A 23237-nucleotide genomic window follows, 5' to 3' on the forward strand; every position below is an offset into this window, starting at 1 on the left:
TCGCCGCGTCAGCCGTCCTCCTCGTCCGCATCATCCTGCTCATCCGAATCGTCCTCGGCGTCGTCCGAATCGTCCGAATCGTCCTCGGTGCTGTCCTCGTCGTCCCAGTCGTCCTCGGCGTCGTCCTCATCGTCCCAGTCGTCCTCCTCGTCGTCCCACCACAGGTCGCTCGCCGCCAGCGGGTGCTCGTCATCGATGAGGGAACTGTCCACCGAGCGGCGCCAGGCGCCCCTCTCGTCTGGGTCGGCCCAATCCTCGTCGGTGATCCTCGGGATGGGGATGGTGGCCCGCCGGTGGTCGACCATCCAGGAGTTGCGGAAGAAGTCGAACTTGAGGTGGTAGCAGCCGGCGGACTCGGTGTACATGATGGGCGGGACGAGGAACTTCGTCACGCCGACCTTGCCCGCGACGATCACGTAGTCCTCGGGAATGGATTCGTCGTTCCAGCAGGCGGCGAAGTTCACCGGCTTGAGCGCGCCCTTGCCGAGCACGTGGATGAGGGTGTCCTGGATGACGAACCGGTCGGGGTCGAGGGCCACGTCCTCGCCGAGCATGAGGATCGGCGCGGGCAGGATGTGCGCTTTGGCGAAGGACTGCGCGTCGGTGTAGAGCTCGATGATCTCGTCGTGGCGCGTGGGGTCGTAGCCTCCGGAGGAGTGGAACGGGCAGCAGATCTGGCCGTTGGGCCGCTCCGGCTCGGGGAAGAACACGGATTTGTCGACCCGTGTCATGGCCGACCCGCTATGCCGGGCCCGCAGGAACTCCGGGATCCAGTCGGCATTGTCGGACTCGATCACCTCTGTCCGGCAGAGCGCCCGGAACGCGGTGTCGCCGAGCTTGCAGTTGAAGTAGTCGAGAAGGGTGAGCGCGGCGCACTCCGCCAGCGACAATGCCTCGGTCTTGGCGAACCAGAAGTCGTAGCCGTTGGCCACGAAGTGCGCGCCACGGAACTCCTTGTGCACGAAGGTCTCGCGGCTGCGGCTTCTCCCCAAGCCGCTCCAGTGGGCGGCCGCGACCTGGTTGTAGTACGCGTCGGCGGACCGGGCCAACTCTGGCGCGAACACACTCTCACCGGTCAGGTAGCACGCCTTGCTGAACAGCTCACCGATCTCCGGCGCCTCGGTGACCTCGTCGGCGGTGAAGATGAGTTCGGTACGCAGGAACACCTTGCGGCCGTCGCGGTAGGGGGCGCCCTCGTGCTCGTACCGCTGATCGAAGATCACACACGTGAAGTCGCCGATCTCGCTGAGCGCGGCGCCGCCGACCAGGTCAAGCGCCGGCGATCCCGTACCGCCGGTCAGGTACAGCAGCACTGTGTGCCGGGAGATGTGCCGCCGCGCCGCGTCGAAATACGGCGTGTCCCGATGCCGGTGGAAGTTCGCGTCACCCGGCTCGAACCGGTTGCACCTGAACACCGGGTTCACGTGCGAGAACCCCTCCGCCGTCGCCGGAGGCAACGCGTCGGCCACCGCCGCGGTCAACGCCTCCGCCAGCAGCGCCGAGTGGAAGATGAACCGTTCACCGCCCCGGGACGCGGCATTCAGCGGCGGCACGTACAGGTTCAACTCATCCAGCTGGGCCAGCCGGGCCCGGGCCTGCGCCGGCAACCGCAGCGAGAACGAGAACACCCCCTCCGTGTGCTCCACCCGCTCGGTTAGTTCCGCCTCCAACGGCACGTCCTCGAACAGGCGGTCCAGCGGGACGATGTTCTCAAACGTGCGAAAGGACAACTCGTGCGGATCCACGAACACCGCCGCCAGGTACGGCGCGTCCGCGCTGGGACGGGCGAACAGATCCCGCACCCGCTCGTCGATTCGCTCGGCGTCGATGAACCGCACCGCCTTGAACCGCGCCGACGGATGCCACGAGATGTCCAATCCATCGACCGTCGCGGCCGGCTCGGCATCGGTCGCGTCCACCTCCGCCCGATATCGAGCGGCCTCATCGGTGGCCGCATCCCTGGTCGACAGGACGAAGAACCGATCCCGAAGTTCGATGCTCACACGCACCTCCACAAGCTACGCAGCCCCGACGGAAGGTTCGCGGCGTGCGCCAGTTTCCGCACGCCGGCCTGGCCCACATCGGAGCCGTACAGCCACAGCCGCGCGAGGGACCCGACGAACGGGGCGGCGAGCAGGGCCTCCACGCCCGCCTCGCCGATGTCGTTGTAGCGCAGGTCGAGCTCGGTCAGCTCCGGAAACCGATGCAGGGAACGCACGCCCTCGGCGGTCACCCTGTTGCGCTGCAGGCGCAGGCGGCGCAGTCCGCCCAGGTGCGGGGACGCCCCGAGTGCCGCCAGACCGGCGTCGCCGATACGGCAATACCGCAGTTCCAGCGCCCGTAACCGGTCGGTGCGGAGCGAGGCGGCGAGAATCTCGGCGCCGTCGGGGCCGAGATCCAGATAGGAGAGGTCAAGCTCGACGAGTCGCCCGACATCCAGTCCGTCGAGAAGCCGCATGTCCAAGGTGCCAGGGCGCGGCTCGGCCGCCGGGGCGCCTTCCCCCTCGTCGTCCCAGTCGTCCTCGTCGTCCCAGTCGTCGTCCTCGCCGGCCGCCGCCTTCGGCATGATTCTCAGCGTGGTGACGAACCGCCCGTGCAGCACCTGCTCAACGACCTCGCGGACGTCGTCCGACCACTGGACGACCACTTCCGCGGCGAACCCGTACCGGCGCGCCAGCACCCGCGCCGTCGCCGGCAACCCGTCGTCCCAGCCCTCCTCGTGCTCCGCGATGAGGTCAGCGATCTGGCGCTCCACGGCCGGGCGATCGGCGGGGCGGGTGCGCGCCAGGCTCTGCTCGAGGCGGATCAGCGTGCCTCTGGCGTCGCCGTGCTCCAGCAGCCGGTCGCTGTAGGCACGCCACGAGGCCAGGTCATCGGGATGAGCCCGTAACGCGTCTTCGACGGCGGTCACTTGCATTCGTACGAATGTACGGAGATCGACAGATGTGTCAAGGCGCCGCACGCCGTCGGCAAACGGACCCCGAGCGACCTCACGGGCAGGTATCCTGCTGCGCCGAGTACATGATCGCTGGGGTGGGCGGCCCCAACCGGCACGAGTGCATTCTGGCGTCCTCGGACGGAGTCAGAGGCTCGCCTCAGTTGGAGGTCTCCACCGTGAATCCACCGGGTTCAGCCCCTTCGGCAGCCGACGATCGGGATGCGGAGCGCATGCCCCGGGCCGAGTGCGGCCGGGACGACACCGCCGCCGAGAGGCGGGCGTGGGAGTCCGCGGCCCGTGCCTGCTACCAGAAGATCGGGCTCCCGTTCCCCGAACGGGTCGTGTGGGTGTCCTCACCGCTCGTCGGCGCGTTCGCCGCACCGATCGCCGCCTGTCTGAGCACCGGCCACCGCAACAACCGGGTCCTGGACTCCGTCTACCGCGCGGTGGACGATACCGCCGGTGAGGCCGTCGGTCACGCGGTGCGCGCCGCGGTCCGGGTCGCGGCCGACGGCGCGGTGAGCGATCCGGTGCACGGCGCGGCGGCCACCGCCCTGCACACCGAGATCCCCGAGACGATGGCCTCGGCGCTGCGCGAAAGGGCGCACATCACGCCTGCCCGCGAGGAGCCGGCACCGCCGACGAGCCGGAATGTGCCCACCGGCGCATTGGCCACGCTTGCCACTGCGTCGGAAGCGGCCGTGGGGGCGGCGGTGGACGCGGCGGTGGGCGGCCCGCGGCAGGATACGATCCGCGGCGAGGTGCGCCGGCTGTGGCGGGCCCACCTGGAGGGCGCCGGTTGGTGGTGGTGGCCTTTCCGGGACTTTGTCATGCTCTGTCCGCGCCCGGCCGAGCTGTACCTCGAGCAAGTCGGCGAGGGCGCCGGAGCCACGCACCGGCCGCACCGCGCCGACGGCCCCACGGCCGTCTGGGCCGACGGGTTCGGGCTGTACTTCTGGCACGGTACGCACGTCACCCGAGCCGTCATCGACGACACCCTCACCGCCGACGAGATCCTCCGCGAAACCAACGTCGAGATCCGCCGCTGTGCCATCGAACGTCGCGGCTGGGACCGCTTCATCACCGAGGCCCACCTTGCCCAGGTCGGCCCCGCAGTACCCGACCCCGGCAACCCCGGGCAGACCCTCACCCTGCACGAGGTCCCCGCGGACATCTACGCCACACGCGTGCGGGTCCTGCTGTGCACCAACGGCACCGTCGAACGGGACGGCACCCGCCGCCGCTTCGGCCTCACCGTCCCCGCGGACTGCACCGACCCCATCCAGGCCGCCGCCTGGACCTACGGCCTCACCTCCGCGCAGTACATCACGGCACAACGACGATCCTGACCCTCCGCCCACCGGCAAAGGAGCCCGAGAAGATGCCCACCATCGAACAGGCCATCGCCACCTTCGGCGTCACCATCGACGAGCACCTCGACCGGCACGCCGAGATCCCCGTCCTGTCCGGCCTGCAGTTCCAGGGCGATGTCGCCGTCGTACCGGCCAACCGGGATCCGGCCCGCACCCCCGTCCCCGAGACCGGCGTCCCGATCGTCCGCGGCCAGGCCGAGGCCAACACCCACCTCCTGCTCGCCACCGGCAAGGCGTTCTTCAGCCCGGAGCGCTTCGGCGGTGGAATGGTGCTCGGTGTGCTGACCGTCGCAGAGGGGGCGACCGCCTACCTCGCGCACCCCGAACACGCCTTCACCGGCATCGCACCGGGCACTTACGAGCTGCGGCGCCAGCGCGAGCAGGCCGGCGAAGCCCGGCTCGTCGCCGATTGAGGGTGTCGCCTCTGGCCCGATGTCGTCACATCTCGCGTGGTGCGTCTCAGGTCACCAGACCCCTGCGGTAGGCGTAGACCACGGCCTGCACGCGGTCGCGCAGGTCGAGCTTGGTGAGGATGCGCGACACGTACGTCTTGACGGTCTCCTGGCTGATCACCAGGGTCGCGGCGATCTCGCTGTTGGACAGGCCATCGGCGATGAGGCGCAGTACCTCCAGTTCGCGCGGGGTCAGCGCGATGCCGTCAGGGGTGTCCTCGGCGGGACGGATCCGCGACGCGTACCTGCCGACGAGCCGCCGCGTCACCTCGGGTGCCAGTAGCGCGGCACCCGTCGCGACGGTGCGGATGCCGCTCAGCAGCTGCGCCGGTGGGGCGTCCTTGAGCAGGAACCCGCTCGCGCCCGCGCGCAGCGCCTCGTAGACGTACTCGTCCAGGTTGAACGTCGTCACGACGAGCACCTTGATCGGATCCGCCACCCCGGCACCGGCCAGCAGGCGGGTCGCCTCGATCCCGTCGAGCACCGGCATCCGCACATCCATCACCACCATGTCCGGCTTCAGCCGGCGGGCGAGGTCGACCGCGGCGCGACCGTCCCCGCACTCCCCCACCACCTCGAGGTCGGGCTGCGCACCGATGATCGTCGCGAACCCGGTACGGATCAGCGCTTGGTCGTCGCAGATCAGGACCCGAACAACCGGAGCGCTCACGACGGGCTCCCCGCGGGGACGCGTGCCCGCACGACGAAGCCGCCGCCCGCGGGCCGGTCCGCGCTGAACTCGCCGCCCAGGGCGTCGACCCGTTCCCGGAGCCCGGCGAGACCCCGCCCGCTCCCACCAGGAGAGCCCCTCCGTGCGCCGGAACCATCGGTGCTGACCTCCACGCTGATCTCCTTCCGGCCATAGCGCACGCGGACCACGGTGCGGCTGCCGTGGGCGTACTTGAGGGCGTTCGTCAGAGCCTCCTGCACGACTCGGTAGGTCACGAACTCGGCGCTGCCGGCCGACTCCGCCGGCCGGCCCTCCTCGGTGAACTCCACCGGCTGCCCGGCCTGGCGCGTCTGCTCCACGAGCGTGTGAAGCTCGCCGACGGACGGCGTCCTGAAGTCGGTGTCGTGGCCGGGGTTGAGCAGGTCGAGCAGGTGCCGCAGGTCGGCGATGGCCCGCCGGCCGGTGTCGGTGACGGCGCTCAGCGTCTCGTCGAGGCGATCGGGTACGGCGGTCAGGTAGCGGGCCGCCTCGGCCTGTACGACCATCGCCGTCACGTGGTGAGTCACGACGTCGTGAAGTTCGCGGGCGATACGGGTGCGCTCGGCGGTGCGAGTGGCCTCGGCGACGTGGCGGCGGAGTTCGGCCTCGGCGGCCCGGGTGGAGCGCAGCCAAGCCCCCATGCCCCAAGCGAGCACCAGCGCCAGGTAGAACAGCACGAATCCTTCCGGCCGCTCGGGCCCGCCGGGCCGGTCCAGCGCGACCGCCAGCGGCACGTACGCCACGGAGAGGAGGACCACGATGACGCGACGGTGACGCTCCAGATGGGCGCCCGCGCTCATCAGCGCGATGGGCAGCCCGGTGCCCGCCAACGCGTGGTAGCCGCGCAGCTGGTCGAGCGCGAAGCCGAGCGACACCAGGACGAGACAGACGGCCGGCCACCGCCGGCGCACGCCGATCGGGAGGCTCTGGAGGGCGACCGCCACGACGGCCAGCGCGTCGTAGGGGCGGAGCGGCATGTCGCCCACCTGCGTCCCGGCACTCTGCAACCCCGGCAGGAACGACGCGACGGCCAACAACAGCGCGAGCGGAGAATCCCGGACCGTGACGTCACACCGCCGCCACAGATCCGGGACCCGATGGAGACCGATCACTGGGAGAGCGTAGCGGTCGTGCCGGGCCGGGCGCCGCGCCGGCGAGGGACCAGGTTGCCGCGGCGGCGGGCCAGCCACATGAACGCGATCGTCGCCAGCACGCAGAAGACGACCGAGTACGGGCTTCCCTCCGGCCCGAAGTCGCCACCGGTGAGCAGGGCCGGACCTGACGTCACCCCGTGCAGCAGCCCTTCTGTCGCGCCGTTGCCGGAGACTTCGGTGCTGAAGATGCCGGCCGCGGCGAAGTTCCAGCCGAAGTGCAGGCCGATCGGCACCCACAGGGTGCGGGTGGCGACGTACGCCGCGGCGAGCATGCCACCGCCCTCGATAGCGATGGCGAGCGCGCCCCACAGGCTGGCGTGCTGGTTGAACAGGTGCGCCATGCCGAACACCAGACCCGTCAGCGTCAGCGCTATCCACGTGCCGGTGCGTTCCTCGACGATCCGGAACAGGATGCCGCGAAAGAGCAGCTCCTCCGTCACGGCGGCGGCGGCCATGAACCCGACCATTCCAACAGCGCCCGCCACCGAGCCAACGCCGTCGACCCGGTAGCCGCCCATGAGGGCGATGTTCACGATGACAGCCGTGAACAACCCGATACCGACCAGAGCCCCTCGGCCGACGGCGGTGGGGGCACCTTTCGCGGCCACCTCTACCGGCTCGCGGTGTTCGGACCACCGCACCACCCGGGCGTACACGAACACCGCGAGCACGGCCGTCGCGACACCGAGCACCAGGGTGAGAAACGCGTTCCCCTGTACCGCGCCCACACCCAGACTGCCGACGAAGGCGACCACCGCGACGGCCACGAGCTGCTTCAACAGCCGCATGACGACTCCTCTGAGAGGTTCCCTGAGTTCCGCGACCGGAGCGCCGCGGCTACGTCGAGAACGCTAGGGATCCGACGACCGGGAATCGTCACCGCGCAGTGGACACTCGCGGGTAGCTCGCACGGGGGACGAGCGCGCTTGCCATTCCACGGCCTCCTGAGACCGTCTTACGCTGGGTGGTGCCACTGGTAGCGGCGTTCCGGGCGGCCGGTGCCGCCGTAGCGCAGGGAGACCTCGACCTGGCCGATGGCGGTGAGGTGTTCGAGGTAGCGGCGGGCGCTGACTCGGGAGATGCCCACCTGGGCGGCGCATTCGGTGGCCGACAGCGTGCCGCCGGTCTCGCGGAGCGCTCGTTTGCTGGCGCTCGTGCTCGTCCCGCCCTTCGTGGTCAGCTTCGCCATCAGCCTCGGCGGTCCCGACTACTTCGCCATCATGCTGCTGGCCTTCGTCGCCGTCGGCATCTTCGCCGTCGGCGAGGCACTGTGGGTCGCCGCGCACCTGCGCCGCAAGGCGGTCCCCGTCGTCCCGGTCGGACGGCCGTGGATGGGTGCGGAGGACTGGCGGCGCTCCTGGAAGCCCTGGCTGCGCGGCACCGCGCTCGGCTTCCCCTTCGGCGCCCTGCCCGCCGGCGGCGCCGAGCTCCCTACCTTCCTGTCGTACGCCACCGAGAAACGGCCGGAGGAGTTCGGCCACGGCGCCAGCTCGTCCTCAATCTGCCGCTCGCGCCCGTGTGGGCCAGGCTGCTGCGCATCCCGCGCCCCTACCCGTACGCGGGCATCCTGTTCTTCGCCTCCATGGGCGCCTATGCCATCAATGCCCAGCCGTTCGACCTGATCCTGCTGCTCGTGCTCGGACTGCTCGGGCTTCGGCATCTACGCCATCATCCTCATCTGGCCGTTGATCAGGCGTTTCGCCCGGATGCCCGCATATGGGCACCTACGCTGACCAGAGCACCGTCTTGACCAAACCACAACGGCGGGGTGTCAGCGGCGGCGATTCACCACTGGCACCTCGCCGATTCGCAGAAAGGCCGCGCTGTGACCATCGTGACCGCAGACCTCTACGACGAGCGGGGCGACGAGCTCGGCTCCTGCGACCTTCAGCTCTCCCAATACGGCGGCCGCCGGGCCTTCGCCGGCACGGTCGTCACCGTCCGCTGCCACGAGGACAACGTGCTGCTCAAGTCCGTCCTGGGGGAGCCCGGCGAGGGACGCGTCCTGGTGGTCGATGGCGGCGGCTCGCTGCACACCGCCCTCATGGGTGACATCATCGCCGGCCTGGCCGTCGCCAGCGGATGGGCCGGCGTGGTCATCAACGGCGCGGTACGAGATGTCGCCGCCCTGCGTGAACTGGACCTGGGCGTCAAGGCGCTGGGCGCCAATCCACGTAAGAGCGGCAAGGAGGGCACTGGCCAGCGTGACATCCCTGTCGCTTTCGGCGGTGTCACCTTCCATCCAGGGGCCGAGCTGTTCAGTGATGACGACGGCATCCTCGTGACACGCGCCCAGATCTCCGCGGGAGGTTCGTGAGTTACGCCGGGTCAATGAGACGCCTCCTTGGCAAGGGTCACGATGACCGTGCGTTCGCCCCCGGATTGCGGGTACGTGAGCCCGGGGGGCTCGAGCATCCATGACGACCAGGGGGGACGTCTCATGACTGAGCACATTCTGGAGCCGGCGGCGCAGGAGATCGCGGACGCGACCTCGAAGCCCCCGTTCCTGTACGAACTGGGCCCCGAGGGCGCCCGGAAGGTCCTGGACGACATCCAGGCCGCCCCGATCGACAAGCTCGACGTCGAGGAGAAGTGGATCACCGTACCGGCCGAGGTCGGGGACGTACGGGTCCGCATCATCAAGCCCCCGGGCGCCACCGGCGCGCTGCCCGTCGTCCTGTACGTCCACGGCGGCGGCTGGATCCTCGGCAACGCCGGCACGCACGACCGGCTCGTCCGCGAGCTGGCCGTCGGGGCGAAGGCCGCCGTGGTCTTCGTCGAGTACGAGCGCTCGCCGGAGGCGCGCTACCCGGTGGCGATCGAGCAGGCTTACGCCACGGCCCGCTGGATCACCCGGGACGGTGCCGCCGAGGGGCTCGACGCCGCCCGCCTCGCGGTCGCGGGCGACTCCGTCGGCGGCAACATGACGGCCGCCCTGGCCATCCTGGCCAAGCAGCGCGGCGATGTGAGGTTCGTCCACCAGTCGCTCTACTACCCGGTCACGGACGCCGCCCAGGACACCGACAGCTACCGGGAGTTCGCCAACGGGCCCTTCCTGACCGCGAAGGCCATGGCCTGGTTCTGGGACGCGTACCTGCCGGACCACGACCGGCGCGCGGAGATCACCGCCTCGCCGCTGCGGGCGAGCCTGGAGGACCTCACCGGGTTGCCCGAGGCGTTCGTGATCGTGGACGAGAACGACGTGCTGCGGGACGAGGGCGAGGCGTACGCGCGCAAGCTCCTGGCGGCCGGAGTGCGTACGACGAGCCTGCGCTACAACGGCATCCTGCACGATTTCATGATGCTCAACCCGCTCCGGCAGACCGCCGCCACCACGGGCGCCGTCGAACAGGCCATCCATGTCCTGCGTAAGGCCCTCGGCACGACCTGACACCCGCACCCGGGCCGCTCCCCCCGAGCCGGGGACGCTATGGTGACGCATGATCAGCAAGCCGCCCGGATGGTTGTTCCTCACCGTGCTCTCGGCCATGGCGTGCGTCATTCTGTACCTTGCCAGCGTCCCCTACTGGTACATCATCGAGATGTTCCTGCTCGTCTTCTTCGTCGGGCTTCCCTTGCTGATCATCTGGACGGTCCGCTACGCCACGGCGGCCGGCAACGGCACGGCGTACGGCCGGTTAGGGCGCTGGATGACGCCCTGGTTCATCGTCGCGGGCGTCACGGTGGCGCTCGTGGCGGACGCGCCCTTCTGGCTGCGGTTCACGATCTCGAAACCGAGCATGGAGGCCTACGCCCGAACTGTGACAGCCGAGACACAACAAAACATCTCCTGCCGATGGCTCGGGTTGTACCGGATATGCGACGCATTCCCCTACCCCCGGTCGGAGGACGGCGAATACGTTCCCGGCAGCGTCTGCCTAATCGGCGAGGAATGGGCCTTCGGCAGCAACACGAACTTCGTTCTGCTCCCCATAGGCGAGCCGGAGGAGACGGCCGACGACACCTACCGGCATCTCACCGGGCATTGGTACGGCTGGGTCGGCTCGGACCCGTGGTGACCCGCATTGCCACCCGTCGATCACCTGCCGGGTGAAGGACCTCAGGATCCGGAGATCAGGTGGTCGGCGAACCAGTCGGCGACCAGCGCGTCGCGCTCGGCCGCGTGGTTGTAGCCGCTTGCGAAAGTGTAGCGACAACCTCAAGTTGCTAACCGGAATACTAGTTCGCATCATCACGTGAGGATCGAACCGACATGACCGCACTTGCGGCGCACTTCAGCGAGGAGCACTCCGCCGAGATCGTCGCCGCGACCTTCGCCGACACTCCGGACCCGCGCTTGCGCGACATCATGACCTCGCTGGTACGGCACCTGCACGCGTTCGTCAAGGACGTCGAGCCCACGATCGAGGAGTGGACGGCGGCGATCGGCTTCCTCACCGAGGTGGGCGAGACCTGTACGCCGCTCCGGCAGGAGTTCATCCTGCTGTCCGACGTTCTCGGCGTGTCCATGCTGGTGGAGACCATGAACAACCGTGCGGGCGAGGCCACGGAGTCGACCGTGGAGGGGCCGTTCCACGTGGTCGAGTCGCCACCACGTGCGCTCGGCGCCGACATCGCGCTGGACGGGAAGGGCGAGCCGTGCCTGGTCACCGGCACGGTCAGGGCAACTGATGGCACTCCCGTGCCCAGCGCCGCCGTGGACGTGTGGCAGGCCAACGCGGACGGTTTCTACGACGTTCAGCAGCCCGAGCGGCAACCCGAGCGCAACCTGCGCGGGCTGTTCACCACCGACGACGAGGGACGCTTCTGGTTCCGGTCGATCGTGCCCCGGTACTACCCGATCCCCTCCGACGGGCCCGTCGGCCGGCTGCTCCAGGCGACCGGGCGCCACCCGAACCGGCCCGCCCATGTGCACTTCGACGTCCGGGCCACCGGCTTCCGGCCCCTGGTCACCCACCTGTTCGTCGCGGACACGCCTTACATCGACTCCGACGCGGTCTTCGGCGTGAAGGACAGCCTCGTACGCGAGTTTCCCACCATCGACGACCCCGCCCGGGCGGCAGAGGCCGGTCTGCCCAACCCGTTCCGTACCGTCCACTTCGACGTGGTGCTCCGACCTGAGGAGCCCCGGCCGTGACCCCGTTCAGCTACCAAGCCCTGCCGATGCGGGTGGTCTTCGGCGTCGGCGCCGTGAAGTCGCTGCCCCAGGAGATCGAGCACCTGGGACACCGGCGGGCGCTGGTCCTCTGCGGCCCCGAGCAGGAGTCCACCGGCCGGACGATCGCCGACGCGCCCGACACCAGCCCGATCATCTCGCTGATGGCCGAGGAGGGCGTCCGAGCCCTCACCACCGCTCTACCGCCCTAGTACGCGACACCGGCGACCTCAAAGCCCGCGAGCACGCCCAGTACGGAGCCTGGCTGAGCGGCGCCTGCCTCGGCGCCACCACGATGTCGCTGCATCACAAGCTGTGCCACAGCCTCGGCGAGACGCTGAACCTTCCCCATGCCCCCACGCACTCGGTCGTCCTCCCCTACAACCAGCCGGGCGCGCCACAGGCCGTGGCCGCGCTGCGCCGCGCGCTCGGCGGCACCCCGGACCCGGCGCGCCACTTGTGGGAGCTCGCCGGCGAACTCGGCGCCCCGCGGTCGCTGCGGCAGCTGGGAATGGCGGAGACGGACATCCCCCGGATCGTCGACGAGGTGCTCGCCAACCCGTACGCCAACCCGGTCGAGGTCACCGCGGAAGCTCTGACCGAACTCCTGCGTACCGCATGGGCGGGCGAGCCTCCTCAGGCTGAGCCGCCGGCTCCTCTTGACCAATTCTGTTGACCGACGTATGTACATTCCTATGCAGGCACTCTGGTCAACCAGGTCCCTCCGCCCTCACTGAACGCGTCAGCCCGCCTCTGCTCGACGGCCACCTGACCATGCGTGAATAGTGGAGTGGAAATCCCCCCATGTCTCACTCGCCGGTTTCTCCCGACGCGTTCACCTCCGCCTCCGGATCGATGTCCCGCCCGTCCCGCCGGGCCGTCTTGGTGGGCGCCGGTGCCGCCCTGCTCGCCCCAGCCGCGCCGGCGTGGGCAGGCGTAGCGGACAACGCCGGCAAGACAGCCGTAGCCTCCGGCACCGACTACGCCGTCGCGCCCTCCCCCGACGGCCGCCTGCTCGCCCTCGACCTGCTCGGTGTCCTGTGGGTCTGCTCCGCTTCCGGGGGCACCGCCCGCAGGCTCACCAGCGATCTGTACGACATCGCCCAGCCTGACTGGTCCCCGGACGGCGGCACCATCGTGTTCCAGTCGTACCGCGACGGTGTCTTCAACCTGTGGACGATCCGGCCCGACGGGTCCGCGATCACCCAGTTGACCACCGGCCCATACGATCACCGCGAGCCCCGCTACAGCCCGGACGGGCGCACCATCGCCTACTCCTCCGACGCCGGGGGCAGCTACGGGATCCACCTGCTCGACGTGGCCACCGGAGCGACCCGCGTCCTGACCGACACCTCCGCCGAGGAGTACGAGCCGGCCTGGTCACCCGATGGCAGCAGGGTCGCGTTCGTCGTCGCCGACACCAGGATCGACGTCATCGAGGTCGCCACCGGCACGCGCGGCACCGCGGTCACGGTCCCGGCCGGTCAGGTCATTCACCAGCCGTCCTGGCTGCCGAACGGCACCGACCTCGCCTACCACCTCTTCCACTCGGGCGCCAATGATCTGGCCGGCACCGCGGGCACCCTCGTCAGTGGCGAGGAGGTCTTCCCGTTCCGTGCCCGGTTCGCCCCGGACGGACGCTATTACTACACCTCAGCGGGCACCATCAAGGTCCGCCGCCTCAACTCCGCGTCCGTCGGCACCATCGGCTTCACCGCCGCGCTGACGACGACGACGCCGAAGTACAAGAAGAAGGTCCGCGTATTCGACGAGCCCGGGTCATTCCCCGTCGTCGGAATCGGCAGCCCGGCCGTGTCCCCGGACGGGTCCGCCATCGCCTTCCGCGCGCTCAACGACATCTATCTGATGCGCGGCGGTGGCACGCCGGAACCGCTTTTCCGTGACCACTGGTGGAAAGCCGACCCGGATTTCTCCCCGGACGGGCGGCAACTGGCCTTCGTCACCGACCGCACCGGCACCCTCAACATCTGGGCCCGCGACCTGAGCACCGGCGCCGACCGGCAGATCACTCACCTGACCGACTCGGCCGCCCTGTCGGTCCGGTGGTCACCCGACGGGAGGGAGATCGCCTACCTGGACCAGGACGGCGCCCTGTGGGCGGTGAACGTCTCCTCCGGCGACATCCAGAAGATCTTCGACGCCACCTTCGAACCAGGCCGCCCGACCTGGTCACCCGACGGCAAGACTCTCGCGCTGGCCGCGGTGGTGCCGTACTCACGACGCTACCGTGAGGGGCTGTCCAAGATCCTGCTCGTCGACCGGGCCACGGGTGCCGGCACGTACATCGACCCCGCGCCACACCGGTCCTTGCAGACCCGTGGCGACGACGGACCCGTCTGGTCACCTGACGGCACCATGCTCGCCTTCGCCATGGAGTCGGTCCTGTGGGTCCTGCCCGTCGACAAGACCGGACGGCCCACCGGCAGCGCCCGTCAGGTCACCCGGGAGGTCTCCGACGCCCCTGTCTGGGCGGGCGGCTCGGCCACGCTCCTCTACCTGAACGAGGGACGTCTCAAGAGCGTGCGCCTCGACGGCAAGCCCGCCCGGTCGATTCCGATGAAGCTGACCTGGCGCAACGACACCGGCCCCGATCAGGTCGTCATTCACGCCGGCCGCATGTGGGACGGCGTCTCCAAGAGCGTCGTCCGCGACGTCGACATCATCGTACGAGGCCAGCGCATCACCGCGATCGAACCGCACCGGGACGGCAGGCCCGGCACCCGGATCGACGCCCGCGACAGGTTCGTCATGCCCGGCCTGATCGACATCCACCATCACCGTGAGATGCAGGGCTACGCGTACGGTTCGCGACAGGGTCCGCTGTGGCTCGCCCTGGGCGTCACCACGACGCGCTCACCTGGCTCACCGGCGTACCACATGGTCGAGGAGCGCGAGTCGGTGCAGTCCGGCGCCCGGCTGGCACCGCGCTACCTGGGCACGGGCGAGGCCGTCGACGGGCCGCGCATCTATTACAACTTCATGCGCCCGACATACTCCCACGACCAGCTGCTGCTCGAACTGCGGCGGGCCGCCGCCCTCGACTACGACATGGTGAAGTGCTACGTACGGCTACCGGTCGTCTGGCACAAGGAGGTCATCGACTGGGCCCACCGCCAGGGCAAGCCGGTCAGCTCGCACTACCACTATCCGGCGATCGCCATGGGCGGCGACCAGACCGAGCACGTCGGCGCCACCAACCGGTTCGGCTACTCACGCACCGTCACGAACGTCGGCTCCGCCTACTCGGACGTCATCGCCATGTTCAACGCCTCGAAGATGGCCAGAACCCCCACCCTGTTCAACTCCTCGACCCTCTACCGGGACGACACCTCGCTGGTCACCGACGAACGAGTGCGCCGGCTCTACCCGAACTGGCGGATGGCCGCGCTGCGGGCGACGGTCACCACGGCCCAGACCGCCGACCCGACGGCGGTCCAGGTGATCCGGACGAACCTCGCCAACCAGGTCGCGCAGCTCACGGCGATGATCCGCGGCGGCGGCGTGGTCACCGCAGGCACCGACGCGCCGATCGATCACCTCGGGATCAGCCTGCACATGAACCTGCGCGCCATGGTCAAGTACGGCCTGACGCCGCGGGAAACGCTCACCTCCGCGACCAGCACGTCCGGGGCCTACCTCGGCCTCCCGCTGGGCAGGATCGCCAAGGGGATGTACGCCGACCTGGCCATCATCGACGGCGATCCGCTGTCCCGCATCGAGGACGCCGCCAACGTCACCGCCGTCGTCGTCGGCGGGAGACACCACACCGTCGAGCAGCTCCTCGCGCCTTTCCCGTCCTCCACCACCACCGACCAGGCGACACCCGCGGCCTCCGCGCCTTCCGGCAAGGTCAAGGCCCGCGTCCCCGTCCACCAGAGCGCGGCGAGCCACTGGTGGAACGACCCCGCCGAGCTTGAGGCAGCCCGGGTCGCCTGCTGCCACGACCACTGAAATTTTCATCGGGTACGCCCCGCGTGAGCGGGGCAATGCCCGGTAAGAAGACCTTCGCGATCGGCCGGGGCCGGAGATCTGACACCGCAATTGACAAGCCTCGGCGGCGTCATATTTGCTCTGTGCCATCACCGCTATCCCTCAATGGCGCCCACGAAGGGATTACTCCCTTGAATGTTAGCGCTCACAATGCCGACTGGAATCTCCAGCGACGCACGCCACGCCGCCAGCCCATCCGAATCGTCGTGCGCGGCAACGGCACGATGAGCGCCGGCGCCCGGATCTCGCTGCCGAGCTACACCTCCCTGCTGTCCTGGTGCTGACTCAGCCGCGCCCACAGTCCGCCATCTGAGGTGACAGGAGAAACCATGCGTAAGGTCCTCTTATCCATCGTCTCTGCCCTGGTTGCTTCCCTGTCGCTGGCCGCCCCGAGCCCCGCCTCGGCCACGGTGACCAGCGCGACCGGGTGCACTGCCCGGGTCGCCAACGCGGCCGCGACCGCCGCGGTGGCGACGACCACCGTCTGGATGGCCGGCGACTCGACCATGGCCAACCCCAGCTCCACCTGCCCCGTGGGCTGGGCCACCGAATTCGACTCGCTGTTCCACACCAACATCGTGGTCGACAACCTCGCCGTCGCCGGGCGCAGCATCCAGACCTGGCTCTACGAGGGGAACGTGACCTCCACGATCGGCTCGAACGGCGAGTGCGTCCTCAGCTCCACCACCTACTCCTCCCGGTGGCAACAGATGCTCACCGGCATGAAGGCAGGCGACTACCTGTTCATCCAGTTCGGCATCAACGACAGCTCGACGACCTGCCCGCGCCACGTCGGCACCGCGCGCTACCAGGCGCTGATGACGATGATGGCGCAGGCGGCGAAGGATCGCGGCGCCCACCCGATCCTGCTCACCGCCGTCGCGGCCATCACCTGCTCGGGCAGCACCGCGGTCAAGAACCGCGGCTTCGTCTCCCAGACCACCGCCGCCGGCGTCGCCACCGGCTCACCGATCATCGACCTGCAGACCCTCAGCGTCGACTACTACAACTCGCTGGGCCTGTGCCCCAACAACGGCGACTACACCTCGGGGCCGGTCGGACAGTTCTTCTGCAACGACCACACCCACTTCGAGGCGTACGGCGCCCGTCGGATCGCCCGGCTGGTCACCGGTGCCCTGCGGACACAGAACATCCCGCTGGCCGGATCCCTGCTGTAACACCTGTCGGCACCCTGGCCGGAGTGGGCGACGCGAACTCTTCGAATCACGGCACGCCGGTTTGTCGGTGGGGCGATCTAGTGTCCCGGCCATGACCTCAACGACGCAGGCGTACACCTACGCCGCGCCCTCCTCCCTTGTCGACGGTCGTCTCGGATTGGCGACCTCCGGCGGGCGTGCCCTGTCCGGCCCGGCCGTGGCTCCGCGGTTCTTCAGCGGCGTGGTGACCCAGGCGGCCCCCGCCGCGGCGGCCCTGCTCGGCGTCGCCGACGTGGCGCTGGCCCGCTATCACCAGCCGCAGGCGCGGCCCGGCTGGGTGCGCGACCCGGTGGTGACGTGCAACGGAGACCGGTTGCGGTTCGAGTCGTTCTCGGCCTGTGGCGGGGTGTACGCCCGGCTTGACCTGCTGAACGGCGCGCTAGACGGTGAGGTGTTCGACCGGGGCACCACCAACGTCGACGTGAACGCGCCGCTCCGGGAGGCGCTGGCGCGCATCGGCGCGCGGGACCCGCTGCACCTGGGGGTCGGGCTCGACGAGCTGGTCGTGACCACGATGGACGGCGCGGTGGTGGAGAAGAAGGTGCCGCTGCCCGAGCGCTGGTTACGCGGCTTCGCCGAGGTTCAGGTCATCGCCTCGGGCATGGACCAGCGCGGTGAGCTGGCCGGCATGGCGGCGGTACGATTCCTGCGCGGGCTGCCCAAGAGAGAGACGGTATGGGTGGCGCAGACGGGGCGTGAGCTGAAGGCCTCCGACCGTCAGGTTCCGGGCGCGGTCCAGCTCGCCGGCCCCAACCGGCTCGCCACCCTCCTGCCACTGCTGCGCTTCGCGAAGTCCCTCCGGGTGTACGGTCCGGCCGAGGGCGCCTCCAGCGCCTGGGAGCTGGAGCTGCCGGGCATGCGCTACACGCTCACCCTCTCGCCCGAGCGCTGGCGGGGTTTCTCCGGCGAGGGCGCGGTGCTCGACGACCTGGCCACCGACGAGGCCGAGAACGACGCCGACGTGGTGGGCATGCTGCTCAACTTCGAGCCCGAGATCGAGATCGGCCTGCTGGCCGACCGCGCGGGCATCCCCGCCGACCGGGTGCGGGCCGCGCTGACGCAGCTCGGCGTCGCCGGCCGGGTCGGCTACGACCTGTCGGAGGCCGCCCACTTCCACCGTGAGCTGCCCTATGACAAGGACAACGTGCTCCTGCTCAACCCACGACTGGCCAAGGCGCGCAAACTCGTCGACGCGGGCGCCGTACGCCTCGAAGGCGAGCTGGCCACCGTCCACACCTCGGGCGGCGCGCGCCGGGTCTCGCTGACCGACGGCTCCTGCACCTGCGAGTGGTGGTGGGACCATCGTGGCTCCCGCGGGCCGTGCAAACACGTGCTGGCCGCCCGGATCGTCGCCCGCGCCGCCGTGGAGGTCTCCCGATGACCCTCTGGACGGAGATCTGCGACCTGGTCACTCGCAACCAGGTCACCCGTCTGACCGACCGGCTGGTCACGCTCACCGAGGAGGAGCGCGCCGAGCTGGGCGGGCGGTTGCCCGGCCTCGTCAAGGAGCTGCGCCGCGCCCGCACCGAGCAGGTGCGGGCCCAGTATCCCGACGACTTCGAGGAGGAGGTCTCCTGGGAGGTCGGCGAACTGCTCGACGAACTGGCCGGCGCGCTGCTGCTGACCGGTGTCGGCGTAATCACCGGCCCGGCGGCCGCCGTGACGTGGATGACCAGCCGCGACGTCAACCGCCGCTGGGCCGAGGACCTCGACGTCGCCCAGGTGTGCCGGGTGGCGGCCACCCGCCCCTTGGAGTGGCGCCGCGATGTCGCGGTCCGGCTGGCCCAGCGGGTGCGCCGTCCCGCCGACCGCGTCGCGCCGCTGGCCGTGGCGCTGCTGCGCGAGTCCGGCGCCGTGCCACCCGAGCACGACCCGCTGGTGGCCGCCTGGCTGGCCGCGCCGAACGTGGCCGATGACCCGCTGACCCCCGTACTGCTGCCTCGTGTCTTCGACGCCGACGGCGCGGGCCGCGTCCTCCGTGACGAGCGGCTGGAGCCCCGGCCGACCCGCTGGCTGGCCGCCGCCGTACGCGAGCTGCCCAGGGAGCAGCTGCTCGACGGTTGCGTGAGCCGCTTCCTGCGCGGCGGCGAGGCGCAGGACTTGCGGTTCTTCGTCCGGCTGCACACGCTGCTCGACCCCACGCCAGCGGAGTCCGCGCCCCGCCTGCGCGACTACCTGCGGTTGTTGCCGTCGGCCCCGGGCACGGTCGCCGAGCTGGCCGCCGGGCAGGTACGCGGAGCGATGCCGATCGACCACGCCGACCTGGTCGAGGCGGTCGACGCGCTCACCTTCCGGGAGGAGGCCAAGCTCGCCGCCACCGGTCTGCGCTGGCTCGACCGGGCGATCCGGGCCACGCCCGAGGCGGCCGCCGACTTCGTGACCGCGCTGACCACGGCGTACGCGCACAAGTCCTTCGACGTGCGCAACCGCGCGGCCGAGCTGACCCTGAAACACGCCGGCCTGCTCGCCGACCACACTGAGGCGATCCTCGACGGCGTCCGCCACCTCCCCGCCGACCTGGGCGCGAAGCTGGCCGAGCGGTTCGGCGGGGAGACCCCGGTCGAGGAAGTGCTGGAGCGGAAGGAGTTCCCGCCGCTGCCCGAGCCGCCGGAGGCGCGACGGTTCCCCGAGCCGTCGGTCTTCCCCAACCACGACTACCACGAGCATCGGCCAGGAGCGCTGGCTGGCGGCCTTCGTCGCCGGGATCGCCGACGACCGGGCGGAACTACGCCGCAAGCTCAAGCCGCACGTCAAGCAGGACCGGGGCCACTGGCGGTCCAGCAAGGTGCGGCTCGACCCCGATGACTGGCAGTCGGCGCTGTCCGCCGAGCTCGTGGCCCCCGGCAGCGTGCCGGAGCTACCGCCGATCGGGCCGAAGAAGTTCTGGGACGACGCAAGCTACTCCGTGAGAGTGCGCGCCCTCACCCGTGGCGAGGAGCCCGAGCCGGAGCCGTCGCCCCGACGGATCGTGGTGGGCGGCGCCTGGCAGCCTGGCCGCTACCTCGACGACGATGCCCCGCTGCGCGCCTTCTCCATCACCTGGACCAGCGACGACGGCCCGGACGGGCCGGTCGCCCACGAGGGCGACCGGCAGATCCCCTTCGCCAAGGGCCGGATCCACCTGTACGACTCCTCCACCGACGACGGACCGCCTAATCACCTCCGGCCCGTGCGGAAGAGGCCCGGCGTCTTGTACGACGACTCCGAAGAGGCCATGCCGTCCTTCGTCCTCGACGACGTCTACGAGCGCATGGCCGAACTCGGTGTGGACCCCGCCCGGATCGCGGCGATGCGGGCGGAAGAGCAGGTACCCCCGCCAGGCCCGAACGAGCCGCTTGTGCAGGTGACCGTCGTCTTCGTCCCGCCCCGGCTGCGTTCCTTCATGCCCGAGGCGCTGCCCGAGAACGACGAGTGGCGGCGGCGCAACCGCCTGCCCGACCCCAATCATGTCTCCCCGCTTCACGATTTCCTGCTGCACCGCTACGCGGAACTCGCCGAGGCCCTTCGCGACGGCACCCTGCCGCCGGTGCTGCTGGCCACGCCGACCTGGTTGAGCGGCCACCTCGACCCCGACGTACTGGTCGACCGGCTGGAGACCTGCGCCGCCGCCGGCGTGGAGCCGCTCCCGGCCGACCTGGCGCAGGCGCTGCTGCGGTTGCCCCGAGGCGGCCACCAGGCCGCGGCCGACCGGGCCGCCAAGGTCGACTCGGAGGCGGCGCGCTCGGCCGCCCGCTGGCTCGCCGGTGGCGGCATGGCCGATCCCGAGTGCGGTCACGTGTGGCGTCATATGGTCGGCGCGTCCATGGTCGAGTTCGGCGACGGCGAACCGGAACACTTCACCGAGGTCAGGCTGCAGCCGGTGTTGCGGGTGACGGCCCCGACCGGCCATCGGCTGATCGACGAGGTGCTGCTGCGCCAGCCGTTCGATTGGACGCACGACGAGTTGGGCGGTTCGCTCAGGGCGTGGCCCGCCATGCTGCCCTCGCACCGCGAGGTCGTGGCCGTCAACTTCCTGCCCTTCATACCGCGCGGCCACTGGGGCATGTGGCTGGCTCCGGCGGAGATCACCGGCCTGGAGATCGCCCAGGGCCCGATGGGCGAGTCCACGGCGGTGATCCTCGCCTTCCTCCTGGCCGACAACGTGCCCAGCATGATCCCGCTGGTCCTGAGCCTGGCCGCAAGGGGCGAGCTGCCCGCCGAGGCGATCGGCCGCCAGCTCGCGCTGGTGCTGCGTCGCACCTGGCTGGAGACCCGCCCCGCCATCGCGGCCCTGACCGAGCTGGCCGACGCCGGCGGCCACCACGAGGTATGGCGCATCCTGCGCGCCCTGCTGCCCGGGATACTGCCGGGCGAGGGGCAGCGCATCACCGTGACCCACGCCGAACTCGTCGCCTTCGCCGCCGACGTGGCCCGCTGGACCGGCGCGCGCGGGGAGATCCCGGTCGTCGCCGAGTACGCGCGCAGCGGCCGGACGATCCGCTTCGTCCACGAGTGCAAGCGCCTGCACGCCCAGCTCACCGGAGCCACGTGATGACCCTCAGCGTCGGCTCGTCGATGTCCGTGTCCGTGCACGATCGGAGGACGACGTCCCATGCCTCCGGCCCGGAGCGCACGATGCTGTTGTCCCTGAAGCGAATGCCCTGGGTGCTCTTGGCATCGAGTGCCGGGACGTCACGGAGCACGAAACGATTTCCTTCGACGACGACGCCACGGTGGACCGGGGACGCGGAGTCGGTCCGCGGATCGACGAAGATCGCCGGCCCACCTGGTTCGACGAACTCGTTCCCGCGGACGATCAGATCGCGTACCGGCCCGGACTCCCACCATTCGGCGGCGTCGCCCGAGACGTAGACCGCGGCCATTCCCGGGCGTTCGAACCGGTTGTCCTCGATGATCACCGGACGCCGCGTGGTCACGAGCACGGCGCGCGTGGGCACGTTCCGGAAGACGTTGCGGGCGATGTGTACGGCCGGCGTCCGGGTCACGTTCTCCACCGCGGCCCGCCCGGTGAGGTCGCCGGGCAGCTCGGAGGCGACGGTCAGGACGATGACCCTGAGCGGGTGGGCTCGGTCCCGCCCGCTCGGCTGCCGTACGCGCTCCACTGTCGCGGTCGCGATCGGCTGGAGCGTCGCCCGCTCGACGATCTCGATCAGGTCGCCGGGCGAGAACTGCGGGAGCCCGGCCGTCTCCGGATGCGCGTACTCGAGCGCCAGCGTGCGGCGATCAGGCTGATCGGCGACGCGGAGGTAGGTGCCGTGCACATTGATCGGGTCGTCGTGCGGCCCGTCAAAGAGGCAGTCGCGAACGGCCGCGACTCCCGAGCATCCGGAAAACTGCACGAAGTCGGCGAAACCCGCCGTGTGCCGCCCGCTGCGCGGTGGGCTTCGGAACTCGCAGCCCTCGATCGTGACGCCACGGCTCGCCTGTGCCACGACGCCGAAGCCGTGCAGGAACCGGAAACGCAGCCCGGACAACCGCACGCCGGAGCTGTCGAGCACGAGCGCGCCGGGATGATCACGTGTCGTCAGGCGCATCTCATAGACGACGCCGAGGTCGGCCGGTTCCTCGCCAGAGTTGTAGTCAATCCGGATCTCGCGGTCCCCCACCGCCTTGATCGACCGGACGTCGTCGAAGAGCGGGTTCGGGCCGCGCCGCGTGCTGTGGCCGGACGGATCATGGATCTGCGTGTACTCGAGCGCGTCACGCCCCTCCCAGGCGACGGCCCCCGCGCCGAGGGACTCACCGTGCCAGCGGATCGAGCGTCCTTCGACGGAGAACAGCGTGACCTCGGGCACCCGGATCACCCGGTACGCCCGCCCCGCCTCGACGCCGGCGTCCACGACCGTGGCGTCGACGACCGTTGGCACCGCGAAATCGAACTCGAGTCCCTCGACGCGCACCCGCCGCGAGTCGATGACGGCGAAGGTCGTCTGGAGCCCATGAAGCAGGATGCGGGCGCCCTTCCCCGAGATGACGAGATCGTCCATCGCCTCGACGAGTATGGCGATCCTCTTCTCGCGGTACCGCGGATCGTCCCCGACTGTGTTGGAGACGTACAGCTCGCGACGTTGAGCGCCGTCCGGCCAGAAGTGATAGTCACCCGGCGGGAATCGGAGGACCAGCGGCCCCGCCACGGCGCCGGCGGCGCGGAGGGCCGCCGCGACCGCGGGCGCGGCATCGGAGCGGCTGCCGGGAGCCGCCCCGAAGTCGGTGACGTCCAGCGTCGCCGGCACCGAGCTAGACCCCCTCGCCCGCGAAATCGAGCAC

23 protein-coding genes are annotated in these 23237 nt (G+C 70.2%); 16 read left to right on the top strand and 7 right to left on the bottom strand.

The annotated features are described in order from the left end of the window. Nucleotides 1-8 precede the first annotated feature (8 nt). Together ACIBO2_RS12505 and ACIBO2_RS12510 are read right to left on the bottom strand one after the other, a co-directional pair. The gene (locus ACIBO2_RS12505; RefSeq protein WP_397296927.1) at nucleotides 9-2003 is read right to left on the bottom strand and encodes a hypothetical protein; all 1995 of its coding nucleotides are present in this window, start codon (nucleotides 2001-2003) and stop codon (nucleotides 9-11) included. Continuing rightward, nucleotides 2000-2917: a hypothetical protein gene (locus ACIBO2_RS12510; RefSeq protein ID WP_358544650.1), complete on the bottom strand. Its 918-nt coding sequence runs from the start codon at nucleotides 2915-2917 to the stop codon at nucleotides 2000-2002. The genes ACIBO2_RS12505 and ACIBO2_RS12510 overlap by 4 nt, the downstream gene beginning before the upstream one ends. A gap of 251 nt (nucleotides 2918-3168) precedes the next feature. On the opposite strand from ACIBO2_RS12510, the gene ACIBO2_RS12515 reads away from it, so the two are divergent. After that, nucleotides 3169-4287 carry a DUF6745 domain-containing protein gene (locus tag ACIBO2_RS12515; RefSeq protein ID WP_397296932.1) on the top strand — a complete coding sequence of 373 codons (1119 nt, stop codon included), beginning with the start codon at nucleotides 3169-3171 and terminating at the stop codon, nucleotides 4285-4287. A gap of 32 nt (nucleotides 4288-4319) precedes the next feature. After that, on the top strand, nucleotides 4320-4724 hold the full coding sequence (locus ACIBO2_RS12520) for a hypothetical protein (protein WP_358544648.1): 405 nt from the start codon (nucleotides 4320-4322) through the stop codon (nucleotides 4722-4724). A gap of 46 nt (nucleotides 4725-4770) precedes the next feature. Here ACIBO2_RS12520 and ACIBO2_RS12525 read toward each other — a convergent pair whose 3' ends face one another. The 4 genes from ACIBO2_RS12525 to ACIBO2_RS12540 all read right to left on the bottom strand — a co-directional run bounded on the left by ACIBO2_RS12525 (nucleotide 4771) and on the right by ACIBO2_RS12540 (nucleotide 7815). After that, nucleotides 4771-5433, bottom strand: coding sequence for a response regulator transcription factor (locus tag ACIBO2_RS12525; protein WP_358544646.1), 663 nt, complete (start codon nucleotides 5431-5433; stop codon nucleotides 4771-4773). Beyond that, nucleotides 5430-6584, bottom strand: coding sequence for a histidine kinase (locus ACIBO2_RS12530; RefSeq protein WP_358544644.1), 1155 nt, complete (start codon nucleotides 6582-6584; stop codon nucleotides 5430-5432). The genes ACIBO2_RS12525 and ACIBO2_RS12530 overlap by 4 nt, the downstream gene beginning before the upstream one ends. Beyond that, the gene (locus ACIBO2_RS12535) at nucleotides 6581-7414 is read right to left on the bottom strand and encodes a type II CAAX endopeptidase family protein (protein WP_358544643.1); all 834 of its coding nucleotides are present in this window, start codon (nucleotides 7412-7414) and stop codon (nucleotides 6581-6583) included. The genes ACIBO2_RS12530 and ACIBO2_RS12535 overlap by 4 nt, the downstream gene beginning before the upstream one ends. A 167-nt stretch (nucleotides 7415-7581) precedes the next feature. Then, the gene (locus ACIBO2_RS12540) at nucleotides 7582-7815 is read right to left on the bottom strand and encodes a helix-turn-helix domain-containing protein (protein WP_358544641.1); all 234 of its coding nucleotides are present in this window, start codon (nucleotides 7813-7815) and stop codon (nucleotides 7582-7584) included. On the opposite strand from ACIBO2_RS12540, the gene ACIBO2_RS12545 reads away from it, so the two are divergent. The 14 genes from ACIBO2_RS12545 (at nucleotide 7781) to ACIBO2_RS12610 (ending at nucleotide 21501) form a co-directional block, all read left to right on the top strand. Beyond that, complete coding sequence (locus tag ACIBO2_RS12545) at nucleotides 7781-8248, top strand: tripartite tricarboxylate transporter permease (protein WP_397296938.1); 468 nt, start codon at nucleotides 7781-7783, stop codon at nucleotides 8246-8248. The genes ACIBO2_RS12540 and ACIBO2_RS12545 overlap by 35 nt on opposite strands. After that, nucleotides 8143-8376 carry a tripartite tricarboxylate transporter permease gene (locus ACIBO2_RS12550; RefSeq protein WP_397296941.1) on the top strand — a complete coding sequence of 78 codons (234 nt, stop codon included), beginning with the start codon at nucleotides 8143-8145 and terminating at the stop codon, nucleotides 8374-8376. The genes ACIBO2_RS12545 and ACIBO2_RS12550 overlap by 106 nt, the downstream gene beginning before the upstream one ends. Nucleotides 8377-8451: 75 nt before the next feature. Continuing rightward, on the top strand, nucleotides 8452-8943 hold the full coding sequence (rraA, locus tag ACIBO2_RS12555) for a ribonuclease E activity regulator RraA (RefSeq protein ID WP_397296944.1): 492 nt from the start codon (nucleotides 8452-8454) through the stop codon (nucleotides 8941-8943). A 123-nt stretch (nucleotides 8944-9066) separates the two neighbouring features. After that, complete coding sequence (locus tag ACIBO2_RS12560; RefSeq protein WP_358544634.1) at nucleotides 9067-10017, top strand: alpha/beta hydrolase; 951 nt, start codon at nucleotides 9067-9069, stop codon at nucleotides 10015-10017. Nucleotides 10018-10066: 49 nt separating this feature from the next. Then, nucleotides 10067-10645: a hypothetical protein gene (locus ACIBO2_RS12565; protein WP_358544632.1), complete on the top strand. Its 579-nt coding sequence runs from the start codon at nucleotides 10067-10069 to the stop codon at nucleotides 10643-10645. A gap of 194 nt (nucleotides 10646-10839) precedes the next feature. Beyond that, nucleotides 10840-11724, top strand: a complete 885-nt coding sequence (locus tag ACIBO2_RS12570; RefSeq protein ID WP_358544630.1) for an intradiol ring-cleavage dioxygenase — start codon at nucleotides 10840-10842, stop codon at nucleotides 11722-11724. Continuing rightward, nucleotides 11721-11954 carry a hypothetical protein gene (locus ACIBO2_RS12575; RefSeq protein ID WP_358544628.1) on the top strand — a complete coding sequence of 78 codons (234 nt, stop codon included), beginning with the start codon at nucleotides 11721-11723 and terminating at the stop codon, nucleotides 11952-11954. Before ACIBO2_RS12570 ends, ACIBO2_RS12575 begins: the two co-directional genes overlap by 4 nt. Nucleotides 11955-12007: 53 nt before the next feature. Continuing rightward, entirely contained in the window at nucleotides 12008-12418 is a 411-nt protein-coding gene (locus ACIBO2_RS12580) for an iron-containing alcohol dehydrogenase (protein WP_358544879.1), read from the top strand. Between the two features lie 128 nt (nucleotides 12419-12546). Next, entirely contained in the window at nucleotides 12547-15714 is a 3168-nt protein-coding gene (locus ACIBO2_RS12585) for an amidohydrolase family protein (protein WP_397296949.1), read from the top strand. Nucleotides 15715-15884: 170 nt separating this feature from the next. Continuing rightward, a complete protein-coding gene (locus ACIBO2_RS12590; protein ID WP_358544625.1) occupies nucleotides 15885-16037 on the top strand; it encodes a hypothetical protein in 153 nt (50 codons plus the stop codon). Nucleotides 16038-16082: 45 nt separating this feature from the next. Beyond that, on the top strand, nucleotides 16083-16931 hold the full coding sequence (locus ACIBO2_RS12595; RefSeq protein WP_358544623.1) for a hypothetical protein: 849 nt from the start codon (nucleotides 16083-16085) through the stop codon (nucleotides 16929-16931). A 91-nt stretch (nucleotides 16932-17022) separates the two neighbouring features. Beyond that, a complete protein-coding gene (locus tag ACIBO2_RS12600; protein ID WP_397296952.1) occupies nucleotides 17023-18351 on the top strand; it encodes an SWIM zinc finger family protein in 1329 nt (442 codons plus the stop codon). Beyond that, nucleotides 18348-19775: a hypothetical protein gene (locus ACIBO2_RS12605; RefSeq protein ID WP_397296955.1), complete on the top strand. Its 1428-nt coding sequence runs from the start codon at nucleotides 18348-18350 to the stop codon at nucleotides 19773-19775. The genes ACIBO2_RS12600 and ACIBO2_RS12605 overlap by 4 nt, the downstream gene beginning before the upstream one ends. Continuing rightward, on the top strand, nucleotides 19756-21501 hold the full coding sequence (locus ACIBO2_RS12610) for a DUF6493 family protein (RefSeq protein ID WP_397296957.1): 1746 nt from the start codon (nucleotides 19756-19758) through the stop codon (nucleotides 21499-21501). Before ACIBO2_RS12605 ends, ACIBO2_RS12610 begins: the two co-directional genes overlap by 20 nt. Here the strand turns inward: ACIBO2_RS12610 and ACIBO2_RS12615 are convergent. Further along, on the bottom strand, nucleotides 21485-23203 hold the full coding sequence (locus ACIBO2_RS12615; protein WP_397296960.1) for a right-handed parallel beta-helix repeat-containing protein: 1719 nt from the start codon (nucleotides 23201-23203) through the stop codon (nucleotides 21485-21487). The two genes, ACIBO2_RS12610 and ACIBO2_RS12615, sit on opposite strands and share 17 nt — an antisense overlap. Nucleotides 23204-23237: the final 34 nt, after the last annotated feature.

The organism is Nonomuraea sp. NPDC050022 (genome assembly GCF_044460705.1).
Taxonomy (GTDB): Bacteria; Actinomycetota; Actinomycetes; order Streptosporangiales; family Streptosporangiaceae; genus Nonomuraea.